Source organism: Streptomyces sp. WP-1 (assembly GCF_030450125.1).
Classification (GTDB): domain Bacteria; phylum Actinomycetota; class Actinomycetes; order Streptomycetales; family Streptomycetaceae; genus Streptomyces; species Streptomyces incarnatus.
The window spans coordinates 5,020,508-5,039,486 of sequence record NZ_CP123923.1 but is presented as its reverse complement, the minus strand read 5'-3'; the positions used below and the strand labels follow the sequence as shown (position 1 = coordinate 5,039,486).

The 18,979-nt window shown below is 74.0% G+C and carries 16 protein-coding genes and 3 tRNA genes; 13 read left to right on the top strand and 6 right to left on the bottom strand.

Going from position 1 to position 18,979, the window contains the following annotated elements:
- The first annotated feature begins 3 nt into the window (after positions 1 to 3).
- The 7 genes from QHG49_RS22180 to QHG49_RS22150 all read left to right on the top strand — a co-directional run bounded on the left by QHG49_RS22180 (position 4) and on the right by QHG49_RS22150 (position 6,488).
- On the top strand, positions 4 to 948 hold the full coding sequence (locus QHG49_RS22180) for a phosphatase PAP2 family protein (RefSeq protein WP_159701645.1): 945 nt from the start codon (positions 4 to 6) through the stop codon (positions 946 to 948).
- Positions 899 to 2,041, top strand: a complete 1,143-nt coding sequence (locus tag QHG49_RS22175; protein ID WP_159708199.1) for a hypothetical protein — start codon at positions 899 to 901, stop codon at positions 2,039 to 2,041. The genes QHG49_RS22180 and QHG49_RS22175 overlap by 50 nt, the downstream gene beginning before the upstream one ends.
- The gene (locus QHG49_RS22170) at positions 2,032 to 3,621 is read left to right on the top strand and encodes a hypothetical protein (protein WP_301490895.1); all 1,590 of its coding nucleotides are present in this window, start codon (positions 2,032 to 2,034) and stop codon (positions 3,619 to 3,621) included. The genes QHG49_RS22175 and QHG49_RS22170 overlap by 10 nt, the downstream gene beginning before the upstream one ends.
- Positions 3,618 to 4,955: an AAA family ATPase gene (locus tag QHG49_RS22165; protein ID WP_301490893.1), complete on the top strand. Its 1,338-nt coding sequence runs from the start codon at positions 3,618 to 3,620 to the stop codon at positions 4,953 to 4,955. Before QHG49_RS22170 ends, QHG49_RS22165 begins: the two co-directional genes overlap by 4 nt.
- Positions 4,956 to 5,377: 422 nt before the next feature.
- Positions 5,378 to 5,746, top strand: a complete 369-nt coding sequence (locus QHG49_RS22160; protein WP_111584456.1) for a hypothetical protein — start codon at positions 5,378 to 5,380, stop codon at positions 5,744 to 5,746.
- 135 nt (positions 5,747 to 5,881) lie between these two features.
- The gene (locus QHG49_RS22155) at positions 5,882 to 6,424 is read left to right on the top strand and encodes a hypothetical protein (protein WP_145485338.1); all 543 of its coding nucleotides are present in this window, start codon (positions 5,882 to 5,884) and stop codon (positions 6,422 to 6,424) included.
- Positions 6,415 to 6,488 (top strand) — tRNA-Lys (locus tag QHG49_RS22150). The genes QHG49_RS22155 and QHG49_RS22150 overlap by 10 nt, the downstream gene beginning before the upstream one ends.
- A gap of 143 nt (positions 6,489 to 6,631) precedes the next feature.
- Here QHG49_RS22150 and QHG49_RS22145 read toward each other — a convergent pair.
- Entirely contained in the window at positions 6,632 to 7,891 is a 1,260-nt protein-coding gene (locus QHG49_RS22145; protein ID WP_301490890.1) for a M6 family metalloprotease domain-containing protein, read from the bottom strand.
- A 322-nt stretch (positions 7,892 to 8,213) separates the two neighbouring features.
- Between QHG49_RS22145 and QHG49_RS22140 the strand changes: the two genes are divergently transcribed.
- Entirely contained in the window at positions 8,214 to 10,016 is a 1,803-nt protein-coding gene (locus QHG49_RS22140) for a bifunctional diguanylate cyclase/phosphodiesterase (RefSeq protein WP_145485336.1), read from the top strand.
- Positions 10,017 to 10,042: 26 nt separating this feature from the next.
- On the opposite strand, the gene QHG49_RS22135 is transcribed toward QHG49_RS22140, so the two are convergent.
- Entirely contained in the window at positions 10,043 to 11,176 is a 1,134-nt protein-coding gene (locus QHG49_RS22135) for an LLM class flavin-dependent oxidoreductase (protein ID WP_301490888.1), read from the bottom strand.
- 152 nt (positions 11,177 to 11,328) lie between these two features.
- Positions 11,329 to 12,060: a decarboxylase gene (locus QHG49_RS22130; RefSeq protein WP_145485334.1), complete on the bottom strand. Its 732-nt coding sequence runs from the start codon at positions 12,058 to 12,060 to the stop codon at positions 11,329 to 11,331.
- Positions 12,061 to 12,424: 364 nt separating this feature from the next.
- Between QHG49_RS22130 and QHG49_RS22125 the strand changes: the two genes are divergently transcribed.
- The 3 genes from QHG49_RS22125 to QHG49_RS22115 all read left to right on the top strand — a co-directional run bounded on the left by QHG49_RS22125 (position 12,425) and on the right by QHG49_RS22115 (position 14,671).
- Positions 12,425 to 13,423: a D-2-hydroxyacid dehydrogenase gene (locus QHG49_RS22125; RefSeq protein WP_301490886.1), complete on the top strand. Its 999-nt coding sequence runs from the start codon at positions 12,425 to 12,427 to the stop codon at positions 13,421 to 13,423.
- A 317-nt stretch (positions 13,424 to 13,740) separates the two neighbouring features.
- On the top strand, positions 13,741 to 14,499 hold the full coding sequence (locus QHG49_RS22120; protein ID WP_301490883.1) for an IclR family transcriptional regulator: 759 nt from the start codon (positions 13,741 to 13,743) through the stop codon (positions 14,497 to 14,499).
- Positions 14,500 to 14,597: 98 nt separating this feature from the next.
- A tRNA-Lys gene (locus tag QHG49_RS22115) sits at positions 14,598 to 14,671 on the top strand.
- Positions 14,672 to 14,716: 45 nt separating this feature from the next.
- On the opposite strand, the gene QHG49_RS22110 is transcribed toward QHG49_RS22115, so the two are convergent.
- From QHG49_RS22110 to QHG49_RS22100, 3 genes are all read right to left on the bottom strand, one after another.
- Complete coding sequence (locus QHG49_RS22110; protein WP_301490882.1) at positions 14,717 to 15,322, bottom strand: lytic polysaccharide monooxygenase; 606 nt, start codon at positions 15,320 to 15,322, stop codon at positions 14,717 to 14,719.
- 69 nt (positions 15,323 to 15,391) lie between these two features.
- Positions 15,392 to 16,585: an SPFH domain-containing protein gene (locus QHG49_RS22105; protein ID WP_159701663.1), complete on the bottom strand. Its 1,194-nt coding sequence runs from the start codon at positions 16,583 to 16,585 to the stop codon at positions 15,392 to 15,394.
- Positions 16,586 to 16,678: 93 nt separating this feature from the next.
- Positions 16,679 to 17,965 (bottom strand): peptidoglycan-binding protein, encoded by a 1,287-nt coding sequence (locus QHG49_RS22100; RefSeq protein WP_301490881.1) that lies wholly within the window; start codon positions 17,963 to 17,965, stop codon positions 16,679 to 16,681.
- 176 nt (positions 17,966 to 18,141) lie between these two features.
- Here QHG49_RS22100 and QHG49_RS22095 point away from each other — a divergent pair.
- Both QHG49_RS22095 and QHG49_RS22090 read left to right on the top strand, forming a co-directional pair.
- Positions 18,142 to 18,215 (top strand) — tRNA-Lys (locus tag QHG49_RS22095).
- Between the two features lie 76 nt (positions 18,216 to 18,291).
- Positions 18,292 to 18,963, top strand: coding sequence for a FadR/GntR family transcriptional regulator (locus QHG49_RS22090; RefSeq protein WP_159701669.1), 672 nt, complete (start codon positions 18,292 to 18,294; stop codon positions 18,961 to 18,963).
- Positions 18,964 to 18,979: the final 16 nt, after the last annotated feature.

Genomic DNA, 18,979 nt, shown 5'->3' with positions numbered 1-18,979 from the left:
CGGATGGCGCAGACCGAGACACCGGGCACCGAGGTGGCGCCCCGCACCCGGTTGCGCTGGTGGACCGAGCTGCCGCTGCTCCTGCTGGTCTACGGCTGCTACTCGGCCGGCCGCCTCCTGGTACGCGGCGACGTCGACGACGCCGTGGACCACGGCCTGGCGCTGCTGCGCGCCGAGAAGCTGCTCCACCTGAACGCCGAGCACCCTCTCAACCGCCTGTTCACCCGCGAGCCCTGGCTCGGGATACCCGCGGACTTCTGGTACGCCTCGCTGCACTACCTGGTCACGCCCGCGATCCTGATCTGGCTGTTCCGCAACCGCGCGGAGTACTACCGGCGGGCCCGCGCCTGGCTGATGACGTCCACGTTCATCGGACTGATCGGCTTCACCCTGGTGCCGACCTGCCCGCCCCGGCTGCTCGCCGCGGACGAGGGCTTCGTGGACACCATGGCCCACTACAGCTCGTACGGCTGGTGGGGCGGCGATGCCAGCGCCCCGCGCGGCCTGGGCGGCATGACCAACCAGTACGCGGCGATGCCGAGCCTGCACGTCGGCTGGGCGCTGTGGTGCGGGGTGATGCTGTGGCGGCACGGCGGCACCCGGCTCACCAAGGTGCTGGCCGTGCTCTACCCGCTGGGCACCGCGCTGGTCGTCATGGGCACCGCCAACCACTACCTCCTGGACGCGCTCGCCGGCATCGCCGTGATGGGCGTCGGCCACCTGCTCGCGCCGCGTGTGCTGCGGGCCGTCGACCTGGTCCGGGCCCGGCTGTTCAAGGGCTTCGGAGCCGTCGCGGAGGCCGGGGGTTCCGCGATTGTCAGTGGCGGATGCCAGACTTCCGCGGGTGAGCGAATTCCACGGCAGCGCGAGTCGCGGCCCGGCGCCGCAGCCGAGCCCGATCCCTCCCCCACGGACGCGGGCGACGGGGCTCCGGCAGCGGCTCGCTGAGCTGCGCGGCGCCGACGTACCGGCGAAGGCCCTGGACGCGCGCGCCCTCGCGGCGCTGGCCGCGAACCCCGGGTGCCGCAGACGGGCGATCCTGGACGGCGCCGGGGTGGACAAGGCCAAGCTGGCGAGCGCGCTCGGGGCGCCCTCCGGTTTCGGCCAGTCGCAGTTCGCGCTGACCCGGGGCAACGCGTTCGAGGCGAAGGTGAAGGCCGACGGCGGCGCCGAGCTGCTGCGCCTCGCGCACACCCGGCTCGACCCGGGCGCCGAGGCCCCGGAATCCGCCGCGGTGCCCGACCTGACCGCCCAGGGCCCCGAGGGCCGTACGGCGCGCACGGCGCTCGCGCTGCGCGAGGCCGCCCGCGCGGGCGGCTGGACGCTGCTGGACCACCCGATGCTCGCCCTGGACGTGGCGGGCTCGCTCGCGTTCCTGGAGCCGGACGCGGTGGTGGTGCACCCGGACGGCAGCTGGTCCGTGGTGGAGATCAAGTCCTTCCCGATGCTGGACGGTTCGGCGGACCCGGCGAAGGTGGGCGCCGCCGCCCGGCAGGCCGCGGTGTACGTGCTCGCCCTGGAGGACGTCGCCGCCCGCCTCGACCCCGCCCCGAGGGTGCGCCACCGGGTGCTGCTGGTGTGCCCCGAGGACTTCTCGAACCTGCCGGCCGGCTCTGCCGTGGACGTGCGCAAGCAGCGCGCGGTCACCGCGCGGCAGCTCGCCCGGCTCACCCGGATCGAGGAGATCGCCGACGCGCTGCCCGAGGGCACCTGCTTCGCACCCGACCGGGACGCCGAGGAGCTGACGGCGGCGGTGGCGGCGGTCCCGGCGACGTACGCGCCCGAGTGCCTGTCCGCCTGTGAGCTGGCCTTCCACTGCCGCGAGCGGGCCCGCGCGGCCGGTGCGGTCACCCGTCTCGGCCGCCCGCTGCGCGCCGAACTGGGCGGTCTGACCACGGTCGAGGACGTCCTCGCGGCGGCCCGCGGCGAGCTGGGCGACCCGGACGATCCGGCGGTCGCGGCCCTGCGCCGGGCGGCGGCCCTGCGCGCGGAGGCGCTCCAGGAGGCCCGGGGGCGGGAGGTGGCGGCCGTATGTCGCTGATCGACACCCTCGCCCGCCTGGAGGCCGTCGGCAGCGGCCGGGCGCAGCCCGTCGCGACCGTGCGGCACCGGCACCTCTCCGCCCACCCGCTGGTGTTCGTGCCGCTGACCACCGCGGGCGAGGCCGGTGCCCCGCTCGGCGCGCTGGTCGGCACCGACCGGGACGCGCCCCGGCTGCTGGTCGTACCGCAGCCCCGGGACCGCGATCTGCGCTTCACGTTCCTCGCCGAGCTGGCCGACGTGATCTTGCCGTACATCGACTCCTACGCCACCGAGGTGGAGGCCGCCGAGCGCACCGAGACCGACCCGGAGACCGGCAAGCGGGTCAAGGTCGAGACGGAGCTGTGCGCAAACGCGCCCCAGCTGATCGTGCCGAGCCGCGCGGGCCTGGCGTTCGTCCGGCTGCTGGGCCGCTCCATGCGGTTCCGCCGCACCGCCGAGCAGGACCCCGAGGCGCCCTATCCGGCGCCGCCCCGGGTGCCGCTGCTCGGGCGCTGGCTCACCCACTACGGGGAGCGGTCCCGGGTCCCCGGCTCGGCGCTGCTGCTCGCCCTCACCGATGTGCTCTCCCGGCACTGGGCGAGTGGCCAGTCGAGTCTTGAGGACCAGCATCTGGGCGCGCTGCTGGCCTGGCTCGACCCCCCGGCGGGCACCAGTGGCGCCGAGGCCGCGCGGGCGGCCGAGCTGGCCCGGGACCCGGCCGGGCAGCTGCGGTGCCCGCCGGCCGGTCCGGCCACCGACCCGGCGTTCGACAACAAGCTGCTGGCCCCGGCGATCGAGCGGTACGACCGGGCGCGCACCGCCCTCGCCGCCGCCGAGGACCCGCTGGAGGCCGACGACCGGCTGGGGGCGCTCACCCGGGCCGAGCGGGAGATCCGCGAGCTGATCGAGAGCCAGACGAAGCCCACCTGGGACGCGGTGTGGCGGGGCCTCGACCTGCTGCGGGCGCTGCCGGAGGGCGGGCATGCCGAGGAGCGCTGGATCCGGGACCGCTGGTCCTTCACCGGGCACCGGGACCGGGTGCTGGCCGGGGAGCCGCCGCAGCCGCGCCGGGACGACGCGGTGACGGCGGCGAACAAACTGGCCACCAGGGAGCGGGAACAGGCCCGCCTGGAGGCGCAGGAGGCGCTGGACGATCCGCTGGTGATGGCCGGGCGGCGGCTGGCCGGGGAGGCGTTCGCGGGCGAGGTGACCGAGGTCGTCATGGCCTACAGCGAGGGCAGGCGGCCGAGCCCGCGCCCGCTGGTGACGGTCCGCACCGACGACCGGCCGCAGTTGGCGGAGCGCGCGAAGGTGTACCGCTCGCTGGCCGGTCGTCCGCAGTCGGCGGAGTTCGTGGAGCAGCCGGCCGAGGACGTGTTCGTGCTGCGGATCCTGGACAAGATGGGCCGCGGCAAGGAGCCGGAGCCGGGTTCGGTGCCGGCGAAGGGCGACCGGGTCTGCTTCACCCTTTTCGAGCACGAGCAGCGCGGCGGGGCGAAGCTGCCCGACCCGGAGGAGACCCCGTGGACGCACGGCGGGCCGCCCGGTGAGGCCGTGGCGGAGGCCGCCGACCCGATCACCGAGGAGGATGTGCTGTGACGACCGTCGACGTCGACCCCGGGGCCGCCGCCGCCCGTGCCACGGACGCGATCCTCCGCGACACGCTGGACGTCACCGAGCGGGGCGTGGTGGTCGACTCGCCGCCCGGCGCGGGCAAGTCGACCCTGGTGGTGCGGGCGGCGCTCGAACTCGCGGACGCGGGGCGCCCGTTGATGGTGGTGGCACAGACCAACGCCCAGGTGGACGACCTGGTGCTGCGCCTCGCCGAGAAGAACCCCGGGCTGCCGGTGGGCCGGCTGCACAGCAGCGACGCCGAGGCGTACGACAGGGCGCTGGACGAGCTGCCCCAGGTGCGTACGTCGGCGAAGGCGGCCGACCTCGCCGGGCTGCCGGTGGTGCTGTCCACGGCCGCGAAGTGGGCGCATGTGAAGGTGGACGAGCCCTGGCGGCACGCGATCGTGGACGAGGCGTACCAGATGCGCTCCGACTCGCTGCTCGCGGTGGCGGGCCTGTTCGAGCGGGCGCTGTTCGTGGGCGACCCCGGCCAGCTGGACCCGTTCGCGATCGTCGGCAGCGAGCAGTGGGCGGGGCTGTCGTACGACCCCTCGGCCTCCGCCGTCACCACGCTGCTCGCCCACAACCCCGGGCTGCCGCAGCACCGGCTGCCGGTCTCCTGGCGGCTGCCCGCGTCGGCGGCGCCCCTGGTCTCGGACGCGTTCTACCCGTACACGCCGTTCCGCAGCGGTACCGGGCCCGGTGACCGGCGGCTCACCTTCGCGGTGCCCTCCGACGGCTCGGGCCCCGACCGGGTGATCGACGAGGCCGCCGCCACCGGCTGGGGCCTGCTGGAACTGCCCGCCCGGCACACCCCGCGCACGGACCCGGAAGCGGTGCGCGCGGTGGCCGCGGTCGTCCGCCGCCTGCTGGACCGGGGCGGCGCGGCTCTCTCCGAGCGCTCACCCGACCCGGCCCCCCTGACCGCCGCCCGGATCGCCGTCGGCACCGCCCATCGCGACCAGGCCGCCGCGGTCCGCTCCGCGCTGGCCGACCTGGGCGTCTTCGAGGTGACGGTCGACACGGCGAACCGGCTCCAGGGCCGGGAGTACGACATCACGGTCGTCCTGCACCCGCTCTCCGGCCGCCCCGACGCCACCGCCTTCCACCTGGAGACCGGCCGCCTGTGCGTCCTCGCCTCCCGGCACCGGCACGCCTGCGTCGTGGTCTGCCGCGAGGGCGTGAGCGACCTCCTGGACGACTACCCCTCCACCGAACCGGTCCAACTGGGCACGCTGGTCAAGTTTCCCGACGGGTGGGAGGCGAACCACGCGGTGCTGGCGCACCTGGCGGAGCACAGGACGCGCTGGCGGCCATGAGCGACGCGGCGACACCTGTCCACCGAGCACCGAGCCCCGCGCCGCCCCCGCGCCGGACGGAGTCCGGCACGCCCCCGCAGGCGGCCGATGAAAACAGCCCCGACGGCTGGGAGGCGAACCACGCGGTGCTGGCGCACCTGGCGGAGCACAGGACGCGCCGGCGGGCGGGAGCGGGGTCCGGGGCCGTGGCAGCCGGGGGGGCACCGCGGTTCCCAGGGGCGCGGGGAACTGCGCGGCCCGCCACAGCGGACCGGACCCGCAGGACGCCACGGCGGGACGCCACGGCGGGACGCCACGGCGGCGGACGGCGACGGCGGCCCCCACACGCGGCAGCGCCCTTGCGCACACGCGAGACAATGGACGATGGCCCGGCAGACCCGCGGGGCCCGGTCGTCAGAGCCGTACGAGGAGGAGATGAAGACATGGCGGAGCCCACGCCGCGTCGGAACGAACCGCGGCTACGCCCCGCGCCCCTGATCTTCGAGCCCGCGGAAGCGGCCGCCGATCCCGAGCACTTCTTCCAGCTGGAGTCCATCGAGGATCCCCGGGCGCTGTTGTCCCGGGCGACGGAGCTGACCCAGGCGTTCCGCGCGGCCGCCGACCGTGCCGTGGAGTTCCAGGCCATCGCCGCCGCCCAGCTCGCCGACCCGCGCCGGTTCGACCGGCTGACCGCCGCCGACATCGCCGAGCGCGCGGAGTGGACCGAGGACTATGCCAAGAAGATGGTCGAGTTCGGCCGGGATCTGATGCGCGGGAACAGCGAGGGCCGTACCAGCGCCGACCCCGTGTGATCCCGGTGCGATAAACCGACGTGATCGTCATCTGGCATATGCCAGGCGGGCAAGATACCTCCTCCCCCCTCCTCCTGTCCCGGTTTTCCGCAACTCAGCAGAACCGGTTGCTCACTGCCGGTAGATCTGGTCGGCATGAGCGGTACTCCGAACGTCACCCGCGTCACCTCCGACGGCGCCGCCTGGCTCGCCTCGGCCGGGCCGTACCCCCGGCGCGCGCCCGCCCCGGCCGTCCTGCCCTGCGGCACCGTCTTCGACGTGGTGAGCGCCCCGGTCGTCTTCGGGCGCCGGATGCTGGACCGGCTCTGGGACAACGGCCCCGGCTCCGGCCCGGTCGCGATGTCCCGTGGCCGGATGCTGCTGTTCTGCGCCCCCGGCACCGCGCACCGGCTGCCCTCGCTGCTGGCCTGGGAGGAGTGGGGCTCGCACCGGGCGGCGGCCGTACCGCCCCTGCTCTGCCACGGCACGGGCGACGCGGTGACCGTCCCCGCACCGGACGGCGGCCCCTCGGCCGACCCCCGCTGGCTGGTCGCCCCGGACGCGCGTCACCCCTGGTTACCGGGCCCGGAGGTGCTGCTGTGGGCGGCGGTGCGGGCGGCCAGGGCGGCGGTGCGGATATCGATTTTTCCTCCCCCCGGCCAGGATGCTAAGGTCTACGACGTCAGCAGGCGCCGCTAGCTCAGTTGGTTAGAGCAGCTGACTCTTAATCAGCGGGTCCGGGGTTCGAGTCCCTGGCGGCGCACGCGAGAGCGATGGCGAGTTCGGACCGCAAAAAACGCGGTCCGAACTCGCCATCGCTGTTTTTGCGCGGCTTCGCCGCGCGGTGTGGGGGCTTCGCCGCCCACGCCCGTCATCAGGTCGGCCCGGTGGACGTCGGCCGAGAGGTCAGCCCCTGATCCGCTGCGTGATCCTCACCGTCCACGCCCCCGAAGCCGTCCGGTCCTCCGCCTCGACCTTCACGCCCGCTCCCGGGACGGTGAAGCTCTCCCCCAGGGCGACCGGGGCGTCGGCCAGGGGCGGGTAGACGGAGTCGTCGGGGCAGGCCGAGGTGTGCGGGTGGGCGTCGACGACCTCGATGGGGCCGCCGCCGGACTCCGCGCCGCTGCGCACCCGGTAGACGAGGATGCCCTCGCGGCAGGTGGCGCGGTCGTTGCCGGCGGCCGTACGGGCCTCGAAGGCGAGGGCGCTGTCGGGGCCGGTGCGCACCACCGCCAGTTTCACCCCGTCGCCGAGCCCGAAGGCGGGCGCCCCGCCGGCGCCCCGCACGGGGACGCCGGGCCCCGCGGCGAGGGGCTCCAGGGTGATCCGGGTCGGGCCCGCGCCGCGCACGCACACCACCTGGCGCGGGTCCAGCCACCCCAGCCGCCACTTGTGCCAGGCGAACAGGTCCGGGGAGAGCCCGAACTGGCTGCCCATCAGGTCCCAGTCGCCGACGTACGTGTCCCAGTCGCCCTTGCCGTCGGCCGGGCGGTGGTAGAGGTCGGGCAGATCGAAGACATGGCCGCTCTCATGGGCGAGGACCAGCCGGTCCGGCGGATGCTTCTCGAACACCGTGACGACCCGCCGTACATCCGTGCCGTCCACATGGAAGGGCGTATCGAGGTTGACGACTTTGGTGGCGTCGGAGTCCACGCCGGGCGCGTCCGGGTCGGCGACGAGGTACACCACCTGGTAGCGCGAGAAGTCCACCGCTTTGTCGGCCACTTTGAACGCGTCGTTCAGATAGGCGGCCCGGTCCTCGGCGGCCCAGTCCCGCCGTACGGCGTACGCCGTCGAGGGACGGGGCATACGCAGCCAGTGCGACAGCGGGTGCGGGCGCAGGGTGAATCTGCCGTAGGAGGCCTGCTCGAAGTAGCGGCTGGTTCCCGGGAAGTGGTCGGCGGTCAGTTCGGCCGGGGTGGTGCGCGGGGTGCCGTCCGGGAAGGACAGGAAGATCATCACCGCGTCCAGTGCCCGGGTGGGGCGCGCGTAGCCGGAATCCCAGGAGTCGACGCCCTCGGAGTGGTGGGCCTCGGTGCGGTGCAGGGCGCACGGGGCGGTGGAGAAGGGCTCGGCGACCGACGGGCCGGTGAAGATCGAGGTCGCGGCCAGCGCCGACAGCGTGGTGCACACGGCGGCGGTGCTGCGCAGCAGGGGCACGGACATGACCTCCGGACGCGGTTGGACAGACCCGCACCCAGGTTGCTGCGTTTCGCCACTCGATGCCCTGTTTGTCTGCACCAGAAGGGTGAGCGCTCCCCATTTGGGCGCCGGCGCACTACGGCGCTCGACACCCCCGATTCACTCACGGAACGTCACAACTGGTCGATGGCCTCAATAACCCGTCCAGGTGCGGGCAGAAACGATCTGTCAGAAAGTCTGTCCGGTCCGGGACACTGGATGATGGCTGGAAGGGCCCGGGGCCAGCCTCTATGATCGGCACACTTTCCGGCACGGACAGAGATCGAGTGCACTGCGGGAGCGAGCGGTGAGCGGAACGTCCGAAGGGCCGACGCCCGCGGCAGACCTCGACCGGTCAGCCGTCACAGACAGTGATCACATCACCTACGACCGTGTCTTCGGAGCGGCGCCGCTCGCCATGGCCGTCGTGGATCGCGAGGGATTCGTCCTGCGCGCGAACCCGGCCTTCGGCGAGCTGCTCGGCACCGACTGCGACACACTCTCCGGCCGGTCCGCCGCGGATCTGGTGGACCTGACCGCCGACGCCCGTTCCTGGCACGCCTATCGGGAGGTGCTGTGCGGGCGGCAGGCCAGACTGCGCTGCACCCGCAGGCTGAAACTTCCCGGGGGAGGCTCGGTGTGGGTGCAGCTCACCGTGGTCCCCCTGACCGACGGCGGGGCGGGCGTGCTGCTGTCCGTCGCCGACATCAGCGCCCGCCGTGAACTCCAGGCGCGGCTGCGGCACTTGCAGATGCACGACCCGGTGACCCGGCTGCCCAACCGCACCCTGTTCTTCGAGCGCCTCTCGGCCGCGCTGGAGGCGGAGTCGTACGAGCAGAGCGGCACCGGGCGGATCGGCCTGTGCTACCTGGACCTCGACGGGTTCAAGGCGGTCAACGACACGCTCGGCCATCGCGTCGGTGACCGGCTGCTCGCGGCCGTGGCCGAGCGGCTGAACAGGGTCGCCGACGACGCCGGGTACGCGCGCACCGCGACTCCCCTGGTGGCCCGGCTCGGTGGGGACGAGTTCGCGCTGCTGGTGGAGGACTCCACCGGCACCGAACAGCTCGCGGACCTCGCCGAGTCGGCGCTGGAGGCCCTCCAGGAGCCCTTCGACCTGGCCGGGCAGCGGCTGTCGCTGACGGCGTCCATCGGGGTCGTGGAGCGGCACGCGGCGGGCACCACGGCGACCGGTCTGATGCAGGCGGCGGACACGACGCTCTACTGGGCGAAGGCCGACGGCAAGGGCCGCTGGACGCTGTTCGACCCCGAGCGCAACGCGCACCGGATGACCCGGCAGGCGCTGTCCTCCACGCTGCGGCCCGCCATCGAGCGGGGTGAATTCGCCCTGGAGTACCAGCCGTTGGTCGGCATGGAGGACGGCCGGCTGTCCGGGGTGGAAGCCCTGGTGCGCTGGCACCACCCGCAGTTCGGCACGCTGACGCCGAATCGGTTCATCGGGCTGGCCGAGGAGGACGGCTCGATCGTGCAGCTCGGCCGCTGGGCGCTGGTCACCGCGTGCCGGCAGGCCCGCCGCTGGCAGTTGGCCCATCCCGAGGAGCCGCCGATCTTCGTCAGCGTGAACGTGGCGGTGCGCCAGGTGTGGGACTCCGACCTGGTGGCCGATGTGGCCCAGACCCTGGCGGACACCGGACTGGCCCCGCATCTGCTCCAGCTGGAGCTGACCGAGTCCGCGGTGATGGGCTCGGCGGGCCGCCCGCTCCAGGCGTTGCAGGCCCTCAGCGACATGGGGGTGCGGATCGCCATCGACGACTTCGGCACCGGCTACTCCAACCTCGCCTACCTCAGCCGGCTCCCGGTCTCGGCGCTGAAGCTGGACGGCTCCTTCGTCCGCGGCTTCCAGTACGAGGAGGCGTCCAAGGGGGCCGCGCCCAACCCCGCCGACGAGGTGATCGTGGAGGCGATGATCCAGCTGGCCCACCGGCTGGGCCTCACGGTCACCGCCGAGTGCGTGGAGACCTCCGCCCAGGCCACCCGCCTGCGCCGCATCGGCTGCGACACCGGCCAGGGCTGGCTGTACTCCCGCCCGGTGCCGCCGGATCGTATCTCCGAGCTGCTGGGGGCGCGGGCGTACACCGCCACCACCTGAGGGCGGCGTGCTCGGTGCCGTAGGGACTACTGCCCGGCCCTCGGCAACGCGTACGCGTCCGCGATGAGTTCGTACGAGCGCACGCGCACCTCGCCCCGGTGCGCGTGCGTGGTGATCATCAACTCGTCGGCGCCGGTGCGCTTCTGGAGGTCGTCGAGGCCGGAGCGGACCTCGTCGGCGGTGCCGTGGACCACGTTGGCGGACCAGGAGGCGATGAACTCCTCCTCCATGGCGCCGAGTTCGGTCCGTTCGGCCTCCGCGGGGTCGGGGAAGAGGCCGGGGCGGCCCATCCGCAGGCGGAGCATGTTGAGGGCCATGGCGCGGGTCTGGCGGCGGGCCTCGCGCTCCTCGTCGGTGGCGAGGGCGGAGACGCCGATGAGCGCGTACGGCTCGGCGAGCACCGGGGAGGGGCGGAAGGTCTGGCGGTACAGGTCCAGCGCGGGGACGGTGTTCTGCGCCGAGAAGTGGTGCGCGAAGGCGAACGGCAGGCCGAGCATCCCGGCCAGCTGGGCGCTGAAGCCGGAGGAGCCGAGCAGCCACACCGGCGGGCGGTGCGCGGACTGGACGCCGCCCGGGGCGCTGCCCTGCACCGGGCCGGGGATCGCGTGGATGCGCCGGTAGGGGTGGCCGTCGGGGAAGTCGTCGTCCAGGAAGCGGATCAGCTCGGCGAGCTGCTCGGGGAAGTCGTCGGCGCCCTCGTTCAGGGTGTCGCTGCGGCGCAGGGCGGCGGCGGTGGCCCCGTCGGTGCCGGGGGCGCGGCCGAGGCCGAGGTCGATCCGGTGCGGTGCCAGCGCCTCCAGCGTGCCGAACTGCTCGGCGATCACCAGCGGGGCGTGGTTGGGCAGCATGACGCCACCGGAGCCGAGCCGGATGCGCTCGGTGTGGGCGGCGAGGTGCGCGAGGATCACGGCCGGTGAGGAGGAGGCGACGCCCGGCATGGAGTGGTGTTCGGCCACCCAGTACCGGTGGAAGCCCCGGGCCTCGGTGCGGCGGGACAGCTCGGCGCTGGTGCGCAGCGCGTCGGTGGCGGTGCTGCCCGCGCCGACGGTCACCAGGTCCAGGGCGGAGAGCGGGACGGGCGCGGTGCCGTGCGCCGTACCCCGGATGCCGTCCGCGGTCTCGCGGTTCTCGGGTGCCTGAGCTGCCTCGTCTGCCGCCACGGTGGGGGCCTCCTGTTTCCGGCGTGTGCTGTGCCGGTGTGTCGTAACAGGTGGCTCTCCCCGGATATTCCGTCGCGCTCCCCGGCCCGCCGCTCCCGCCTCGCCCCGGCCGCCCCGTGCGCCGGGTCCGCCCCGGCCGCCGGGGCCGCCTCTCATACCTGGACGAGCCGCTCCCTGGTGAACAGCGCCCCGAGTTCCGGCGCGTTCACCCGGCGGTCGGCGAGCCGCAGCCCCTCCCACACGGTGACCTGGTTCGCGGTGAGCACCGGCTTGGACAGGGACTTCTCCAGCAGGCCGAGGTGGGCGGCGGTGTGCAGGGCGGTGTCCGGCAGCAGCACCGCCTCCGCGTGCGGGTCGTCCGCGTCCCGGGCCAGCGTCAGCACCTCCTCCTCGCCCCAGCCGGCGACCTCGGCGGCCGTGCCGATCCCCGAGGAGCGCGTCCCGGTCACCTCCAGGCCCCCGGCCCGCAGGAACTCCGCGAACAGCGCGGTGATCTCCTCGGGGTAGGTGGCGCCGACGGCGACCCGTCGTACCCCCAGCTCACGGGCCGCGTGCACAAAGCCGAAGGACGTCGAGGAGGCCGGCATCCCGGCCAGCCGGGCCAGGGTGCGCACCTGGTCGTGGGCGCCCTGCCAGCCGTGCACGAAGCCGCCCCCGGCGCCCGCCCACACCACGGTCTCGGCGCCGGCGAGCCGCAGCCGCTCCATGCCCGCGCCGAGCCGCTCGGCGGAACCCGCCCCGCGCAGCGTCTCGACCCGGAGGGCGTCCTCGCCGAGCTCGGTGTGCACCAGGTCCACCCGGATGTCGCTGCCCAGGAGCTGCTCGATGCGCGGATAGTCGTCCTCGGCGAAGTGGCCCGGGTAGAGGAATCCGAGTGCGGTCATGTCCAGCCTTCCTGCGTGCGGTCGGGCGTACGGGACGCTCCGCGCGCCCCCTCTCGGGAAAGGCGCCCGGGAGCGGCCCCGCGGCCCGGGTACCCAGCCTCCGCGCGGCAGCCCACCTCATGACCTGATCGGCCGACAGCGGCGGGGCCGGGCGCGCCTCCTCCGGCCGGGCACCCGGCGCCACGGCCCGCGGTCGAACGGGAACCGGCCACCGGCTCGCGGGCGGGGCAACCGATACCGGCGTCCCCCTGTTGACGCCGGGGGTGCCGGGTGCGAGCGTGGGCGATCCGTGCGTCCCGGACGGCCGGAGGGCACCTCCACGGCGCCTCGGACGCACCCGCCACGGACCGCCGGGGAGCCGCGTATGCCGGACGTCGGAAGCCGTCCCGACGGACACCGGGAACCGTCCCGGACGGGGAGCGTGCCCACCCTGCTCGTGCTGGACGCCGGGCCGCCGCCCCGGCTCGGCCGGCTGACCGGGCGGGCCCGGATCGTGCGCACCGACGCGGCGCACCTGGCCGAGCGGCTGCCGGGCGCGGACGCGCTGCTGGTGTGGGACCTCACCTCGACCGCGGTGCGCGAGGCATGGCCGGGCCCGGGGCCCCGGCCGCGCTGGGTGCACACGGCGAGCGCGGGCGTGGACCATCTGCTCTGCCCGGAGCTGGCCGCGTCCGGCACGGTGGTCACCAACGCGCGCGGGATCTTCGACCAGCCGGTCGCCGAGTACGTGGCGGCGCTGGTGCTGGCCGTGGCCAAGGATCTGCCGCGCACCCTGGAGCAGCAGCGGGAGCGGGTGTGGCGGCCCCGGGAGAGCCGGCGGGTGGCGGGCACGCGTGCCTGCGTGGTCGGTTCGGGGCCCATCGGGCGGGCGATCGTACGGCTGCTGAAGGCGCTCGGTGTGACGACGGCGCTGGTCGGACGGGTGCCGCGGACCGGGGTGTACGGCCCGGCCGACCTGGACCGGCTGGTCTCCCGCGCGGACTGGGTGATCGCGGCGGCGCCGCTGACGGAAGCGACGTACCGCATGTTCGGCGCCCATGTCTTCGGGGTGATGCAGCCCTCGGCGTTCTTCGTCAACGTGGGGCGCGGCGATCTCGTGGACGAGGACGCGCTCGCCCGCGCCCTGACCCGGCGCTGGATCGCGGGCGCCGCCCTGGACGTGTTCGCCGCCGAACCGCTGCCGCCCGGCAGCCCGCTGTGGGACCTGCCCGGTCTGATCGTCTCCCCGCACATGAGCGGGGAGACGGTGGGCCGGCGGGATGAACTCGGGCGGCAGTTCGTGGAGTTGTACGAGCGCTGGGCGGCGGGCAGACCCCTGGTGAACGTGGTCGACAAGAGCCGCGGGTACGTGCCCGGCCACTGACCCGGCGGGCAGCGGCAGCGGAGCAGGAGCGGACCCGGGAATTCCTCGGCGCGGTTCTGTGAGGTCGGTGCCGTGAGAGCGCTGCCGTGAAAGCGCTGCCGTGAGGGGCCCGGACAACGGGCGAGGTCCGGCCGCCGGGGAATGACTTCGGCATATGCCACTGGATCTGCGCCGCAGTTGAGACGGCCGCCGGGGTGAGGGGGACGAGCCGGAAACTTGTCAACGCCCCCTCCCCGGCGGCCGTTCGCCCGTTATCGTGGTAGCGCCGCACCGTCCGGAATCCACGGCCCAGCAAGCGAGCGCAGAGGGGACCCACCGTGGCGCTGATGCACGAGCCGACCGCCCCGTACCACTCCGCCCAGGACGCGCTGCGCGTGCTGGAGACCGTGGCGCGCACCGCCGCCGGGGTCACCGAGACCGAGCTGGCCCGGCACACCGGACTCGGCCCCGAGCGGCTCACCGTGCTGCTGCGGATGCTGCGCCGCGAGGGGTACGTGGAGCAGATCGGCGGCGGCGCGTACGTCACCGGTGACACGCTGCGCCGGCTGACCTCGGCCCAGGACCGCGAGCGTGCCCTCTTTGACAAGCTCCAGCTCATGCTGGACCGGCTGCGCGACTCGGTCGGCGCGGCGGTCTACATCAGCCGGTACGTGGACGGCGAGGTCAAGGTCACCCAGTACGCGGCCGGACCCGCCGCCCCCGCGGTCAACGAGTGGGTGGACTTCCGCTACTCGGCCCACGCCACGGCGGTCGGCAAGAGCCTGCTGACCCAGCTGGACCACAACGGGCGCCGCGACCATCTCGCCCGGCACAAGATGGCCCGCCTCACCTCGCGCACCATCACCAGCGACAAGCTGCTGCTGTCCCGCCTGGAGTCCCAGCCGCCGACGGTTCCGGTGCTCGACCTCCAGGAGTACGCGGTGGGCACGGTCTGCGCGGCCGTCCCGATCACCGCGGGCGCCTCGGTGGGCTGCCTCGCCGTGTCCCTGCCGGTGGAGCACGCGCACCGCCTGAAACACGCCGCGGACACTCTGAACCGGAACGCGGCGCCGGTGCTGCTGTCGCTGGCCCTCTGAGCGGTTCCCGGCCGGCCCCCGGGTGGTCACCAGCACCCCCGAAGACCAGGTAGTATTTTCTTCGTCGCCGGCCGCGAAGAGCGGAAGGCGAGAGTCACGCGCCGCTAGCTCAGTTGGTTAGAGCAGCTGACTCTTAATCAGCGGGTCCGGGGTTCGAGTCCCTGGCGGCGCACCCGAAGAAAAGCCCCTCACCTCGGTGAGGGGCTTTTCGCATGCCTCAGAAGTTGACGTCCGAGCAGGCGTAGAACGCGTTGCCCGTGTCGGCGATCGTCCACACCGCGAGGATCACGTGGTGTCCGGACAGGCCCGTCGGCAGGGTGCCGCTGTGGCTGAGCGTGGCCGGCGGCTGCTGGCCGTTGTAGGGCACCGTCAGGAACGGCGTGAGGTTGAGGTCGGAGCGGGACAGCGGGTGGTTCTGGTTCCAGCCCTGCTTGGTGACGTAGTACTTGAAGTCCGTCGTGGCGTGCCGGGCCGCGAACTGCCAGCGGAAGGTGTACGACTGCCCGCCGGTCACCTGGGTGGTGGGCCAGGCGGCACCGGACGGCGTGGTCGGCGAGCTGAGCTGGGTGAAACGGTCCACGCCGCCGTTGCAGAGCTGACCGTCGGCGGGCCCACCGGCCGGGAAGCCCTTCGGCCCCTCGACGCTCTGCGGCTCGTACTGGATGTCGCCGCAGCCCTTGACCGTGCCGTTGGCGCAGAGCTTCTGCCTGCTGATGGGGAGGTCGGTGTAGCCGTGCCCGCTGGCGCCGCCGGTGGAGAGCGCGAACGCTCCGACGGTCACCGCGCCGAGCACGACTGCGGACATTCTGGTCTTGATGCGCATACTGCTGCTCCTGGAGAACGTGGGGAGTTCACTGAGCCGTGCAGGGGAAGGTCTAGACCAAGTCACAGATTATGGGCGGCACTTGAGCATGTCCATACCGGTGGCGGAGACCGATGGCTCCCCGTGCCCGGCGCAGAACGCCACCGTGAGATCCCGCACCAGCACCTTGCGCTCCGACTCGTCCAGCTCGACCAGCCCGCGCGTGGTCAGCCGGGTCACCGTGTCCTCCACGGAGTCCACCACCGAGCTGAGCATGCTGGCCCGCTGCCGGGCGTCCAGCGCGGCGATCCGGCGGCGCTCCATCGCGGCCGCGACCTCCGGGGCGTACTCCACCCGCAGCGGCCGCACGGAGTAGACCTCCAGACCGGCGGGCGCGGTCTCCGCCGTCACCAGCCGGGTCAGCGTCGCCCCCGCCGCCGCGGGCCCGCCCCGCCCGCCGCCCGCGGGCTCCACCGGTACCCGGGCCAGCGCCGCCTCCACGCACTCGCGCAGATACCGCTCATGGTCCTCCAGGCCGAGCACCGCCCGCGCGGTGTCCCGTACCCGCCACACCACGAGCACCACCACCCGCAGCGGGGTGCCGCCCGGATCGGTCGCGGGGATCGCCTCGCTGCGCCAGTGCCGCAGCCGTACGTCGACCCGGCGGCGCCGCAGCAGCGGGTTGACCCAGAGCAGCCCGGTGCGCCGAACCGTCCCCCGGTAGCGGCCGAACAGGCCCACCACCCAGGCCCGTCCGGTGCGCCCCCGGGCCAGCCCGCCGAACCCGGCCGCGCCGAGCAGCCCGGCCCCGGCGTACGCCGCCCACTGGGCCGGGCCGAGCCCCGTGCCCGCGGGCTCCGGCAGGCGCAGCGCCTGGGCGGCGAGCGGCGGCAGCACCCCCGCCCACCAGGAGGCGGCCAGGCAGCCGGTGACCCCGCAGGCCCCGGCGAGCACCCCGGCCGCCCCGGGCAGCACCCGCGCCTCCCGTTCCGCCAGCTCCGGGTCGATCCGGGGCAGCGGGCGCCGCGCCGGTGCCGGGCGGCTCGCGCGCGGCAGTTCGCCGGTGCCCTGGCGGCGCCCCACCACGGCCGGCCTGGGCGGCACCCGTACGGGATCGTCCGCCCCGGGCCGGTCGTGGCCCTCGGGGTCGTCGCGGAAGAGCAGATGGACCGGGATCTCGGTGGTGGACTCGTTGCGGATCAGCCGGGCCGGGCGGGTGCCGGCGGCCGTGGCCGGATGGGGTGGCCCCTCGGGTTCGGACGGGGTGTGGGTGGTCGTACTCATGCGTGCCTCCAGCCTCCGCGCCAGATGCGTCATGAACGTGAACTGATGGGTGGGGTAGGGCGGTTGAGGGTGATGTACGGCGGTCGGGGCCGGTCAGGAGAACAGCCGGCGCCAGGTCTCCGGGCCGACCGAGCCGTCGGCGGCGCCGCCCCGCCAGCCCTGGCCGCGCTGGAAGGCCGCCACCGCCTGCCGGTCCGCCTCGCCCCACCGCGGACCCGGGCCGTCGCCGTAGAACCGGCCGAACCCCTTACGGGTCAGCTGGACCCCCAGCCGGGTGACGTAGCCGTTGCTCTGCCCCGGACGGAAGTAGCCCTTGCCGGGATAGCCGGGCACGCCGTGCGAGGCGGGCTCCGCCGTGTCCGGGGTGATGTCGCGGCCCCGGCCGGAGGTGAGCAGTTCCCAGGTGCGCGGTCCGGGCAGCCCGTCGGCCTCCTCGCCGTCCCAGCCCTGGGCCCGCTGGAACGCCTCGGTGGCCCGCCGGTCCGCCTCGCTCCAGGCCGGGCCCGGACCGTTCGGGTAGTACGGTCCCGCGCCCCGGGCGATCAGCATCCGGCCCAGCTCGGTGACGTACTCGTTGACCGCGCCGAGCCCGAAGGAGTCCGCGCCGGGATAGTCCGGGGAGGTCCTGCCGTCCGTCGCCTCGGCGCCCGCGCTGCCGGTGGCCAGGCCCTTGTAGCGGTAGGGGACGTACTTGCCGGCGTGACTCCAGTAGGGGTAGGGCGTGGTCTGGCTGCGGGTGTGCGGGGGTGTCTGCTCGTAGACCTTGTAGTGGGTGTGCGCGGAGTCCGTCCAGCCGCCGAAGATCACCACGTGCGAGCCGTTCTGGGGGTTGGCGGTGTTGTGGAAGAGCAGCATGTCGCCGGGCTGGAGCTGGGACTTCTTGATCTTCACGCCGTACTTGGCGAGGCTGCCCGTCCACTGGTTGCTGTTCAGCCCCCAGGCCATGGAGACATAGCCCGAGCAGTCCTGCCGGTAGCCGTCGGTCCAGTAGCGGCCCATGCTGTACGGCACCTGCGCGGTCACCCAGGACTTGGCCCGCTTGATGATGGCGTCGCGGGTGGTGCGCGGGGTGAGGACGCCCCCGGGCCGGGCGGCGCCGCTGTCGGGGCCGTGCAGGGGGGCCTCGGTGCCCTGGGGGGTGTCGGGGCCGTCGCCGGGCACGGCCTGGCGGTGCGAGGGGTGGCCGGCGGGGAGGGCGGCCACCGGGGTCACCACGCCGAGGGCGGCGGACACCGCGGCCACGACGACCATCCCGCGCCTCGCGGGGAGCTGGGCGAGGCGGCTGGGCGGCTGGCGGGGACGGGAGCGCCGCCGGTGGACACAGCCGGGACAGCCACAGTCGCGCGCGGGTTCGAACTCCTCGAACGCCGGAGCGGTCATGCGATCTGCCTCACATTCATGGTGTTTTTGTCCGCTTGTGTGCACGTTGATCAGTTTCCCAACTGTCCGCACGGCGCGCACTTTGACGGTCCGAATGATGTACGGGCCCCTCCGAAGCCCCCTGTCAGTGGTCCGGAGCACCCTCACAGGTCAGGTAGAGTTCTCTCTGTCAGCAGGCGCCGCTAGCTCAGTTGGTTAGAGCAGCTGACTCTTAATCAGCGGGTCCGGGGTTCGAGTCCCTGGCGGCGCACCGACGGAGAAGGTCCCTCGCAGCAGCGGGGGACCTTTTCGTATGCCCCTCTTCACCGGGCCGCTACTCTCTGGCCATGGCAGCGCGGGACCTTCAGGAGCGGATCAAGAAGCTGATCGTGGACCGGCGGCTGCCTCCCGGGGCCCCGCTGCCGACCGAGCCGGAGCTGATGGAGTTCCTCGGGGCGAGCCGGAACTCGGTGCGCGAGGCGCTCAAGGCGCTCCAGGCGATGGGCATCGTGGAGATCCGGCACGGCTTCGGGACGTACGTCGGCCCGATGTCGTTCGCGCCGATGATCGAGGGCCTCGCCTTCCGCACGGTCGTCGGCCACTACCGGGGCGAGGACTCGCTGCTCCAGCTCCTCGAACTGCGCGAGGCCGTGGAGACCGGCCTCGTCTCCCGGCTCGCCGGGCGGCTGCCGCAGGCGGACCTGGCCGAGCTGGACGCGCTGGTCGACCGCATGGAACAGCAGGCGGCCGAGGGCGCCGGCCTCGCCGACACCGACCGCGCCTTCCACGCCACGCTCTACCGGGGCCTGGACAACGCCCTGCTCAGCGAGGTCCTGGAGGCGTTCTGGGACGCCTTCCACCGGGTGCGCCGGGACCTGGTGGACGTGCCGCAGGACCCCCGGGTGACCTGCCGCCAGCACCGGGAGATCCTGGACGCGGTGCGCTCCGGGGACTCCCCCCGGGCGGAGCGCGCCATAAGGGACCACTTCGGGAACGTGCGGACCCGCCTGTCGGGGTGAGCCCGGCCCTGCCGGG

What these genes read in the sequence shown, in the direction of transcription:
- QHG49_RS22180 (WP_159701645.1), top strand. Translation starts at nt 4, where the DNA reads ATGGCGCAGACCGAGACACCGGGCACCGAGGTGGCGCCCCGCACCCGG.
- QHG49_RS22170 (WP_301490895.1), top strand. Translation starts at nt 2,032, where the DNA reads ATGTCGCTGATCGACACCCTCGCCCGCCTGGAGGCCGTCGGCAGCGGC.
- QHG49_RS22160 (WP_111584456.1), top strand. Translation starts at nt 5,378, where the DNA reads ATGGCGGAGCCCACGCCGCGTCGGAACGAACCGCGGCTACGCCCCGCG.
- QHG49_RS22155 (WP_145485338.1), top strand. Translation starts at nt 5,882, where the DNA reads ATGAGCGGTACTCCGAACGTCACCCGCGTCACCTCCGACGGCGCCGCC.
- QHG49_RS22145 (WP_301490890.1), bottom strand. Translation starts at nt 7,891, where the DNA reads ATGTCCGTGCCCCTGCTGCGCAGCACCGCCGCCGTGTGCACCACGCTG.
- QHG49_RS22130 (WP_145485334.1), bottom strand. Translation starts at nt 12,060, where the DNA reads ATGACCGCACTCGGATTCCTCTACCCGGGCCACTTCGCCGAGGACGAC.
- QHG49_RS22125 (WP_301490886.1), top strand. Translation starts at nt 12,425, where the DNA reads ATGCCGGACGTCGGAAGCCGTCCCGACGGACACCGGGAACCGTCCCGG.
- QHG49_RS22110 (WP_301490882.1), bottom strand. Translation starts at nt 15,322, where the DNA reads ATGCGCATCAAGACCAGAATGTCCGCAGTCGTGCTCGGCGCGGTGACC.
- QHG49_RS22105 (WP_159701663.1), bottom strand. Translation starts at nt 16,585, where the DNA reads ATGAGTACGACCACCCACACCCCGTCCGAACCCGAGGGGCCACCCCAT.
- QHG49_RS22100 (WP_301490881.1), bottom strand. Translation starts at nt 17,965, where the DNA reads ATGACCGCTCCGGCGTTCGAGGAGTTCGAACCCGCGCGCGACTGTGGC.
- QHG49_RS22090 (WP_159701669.1), top strand. Translation starts at nt 18,292, where the DNA reads ATGGCAGCGCGGGACCTTCAGGAGCGGATCAAGAAGCTGATCGTGGAC.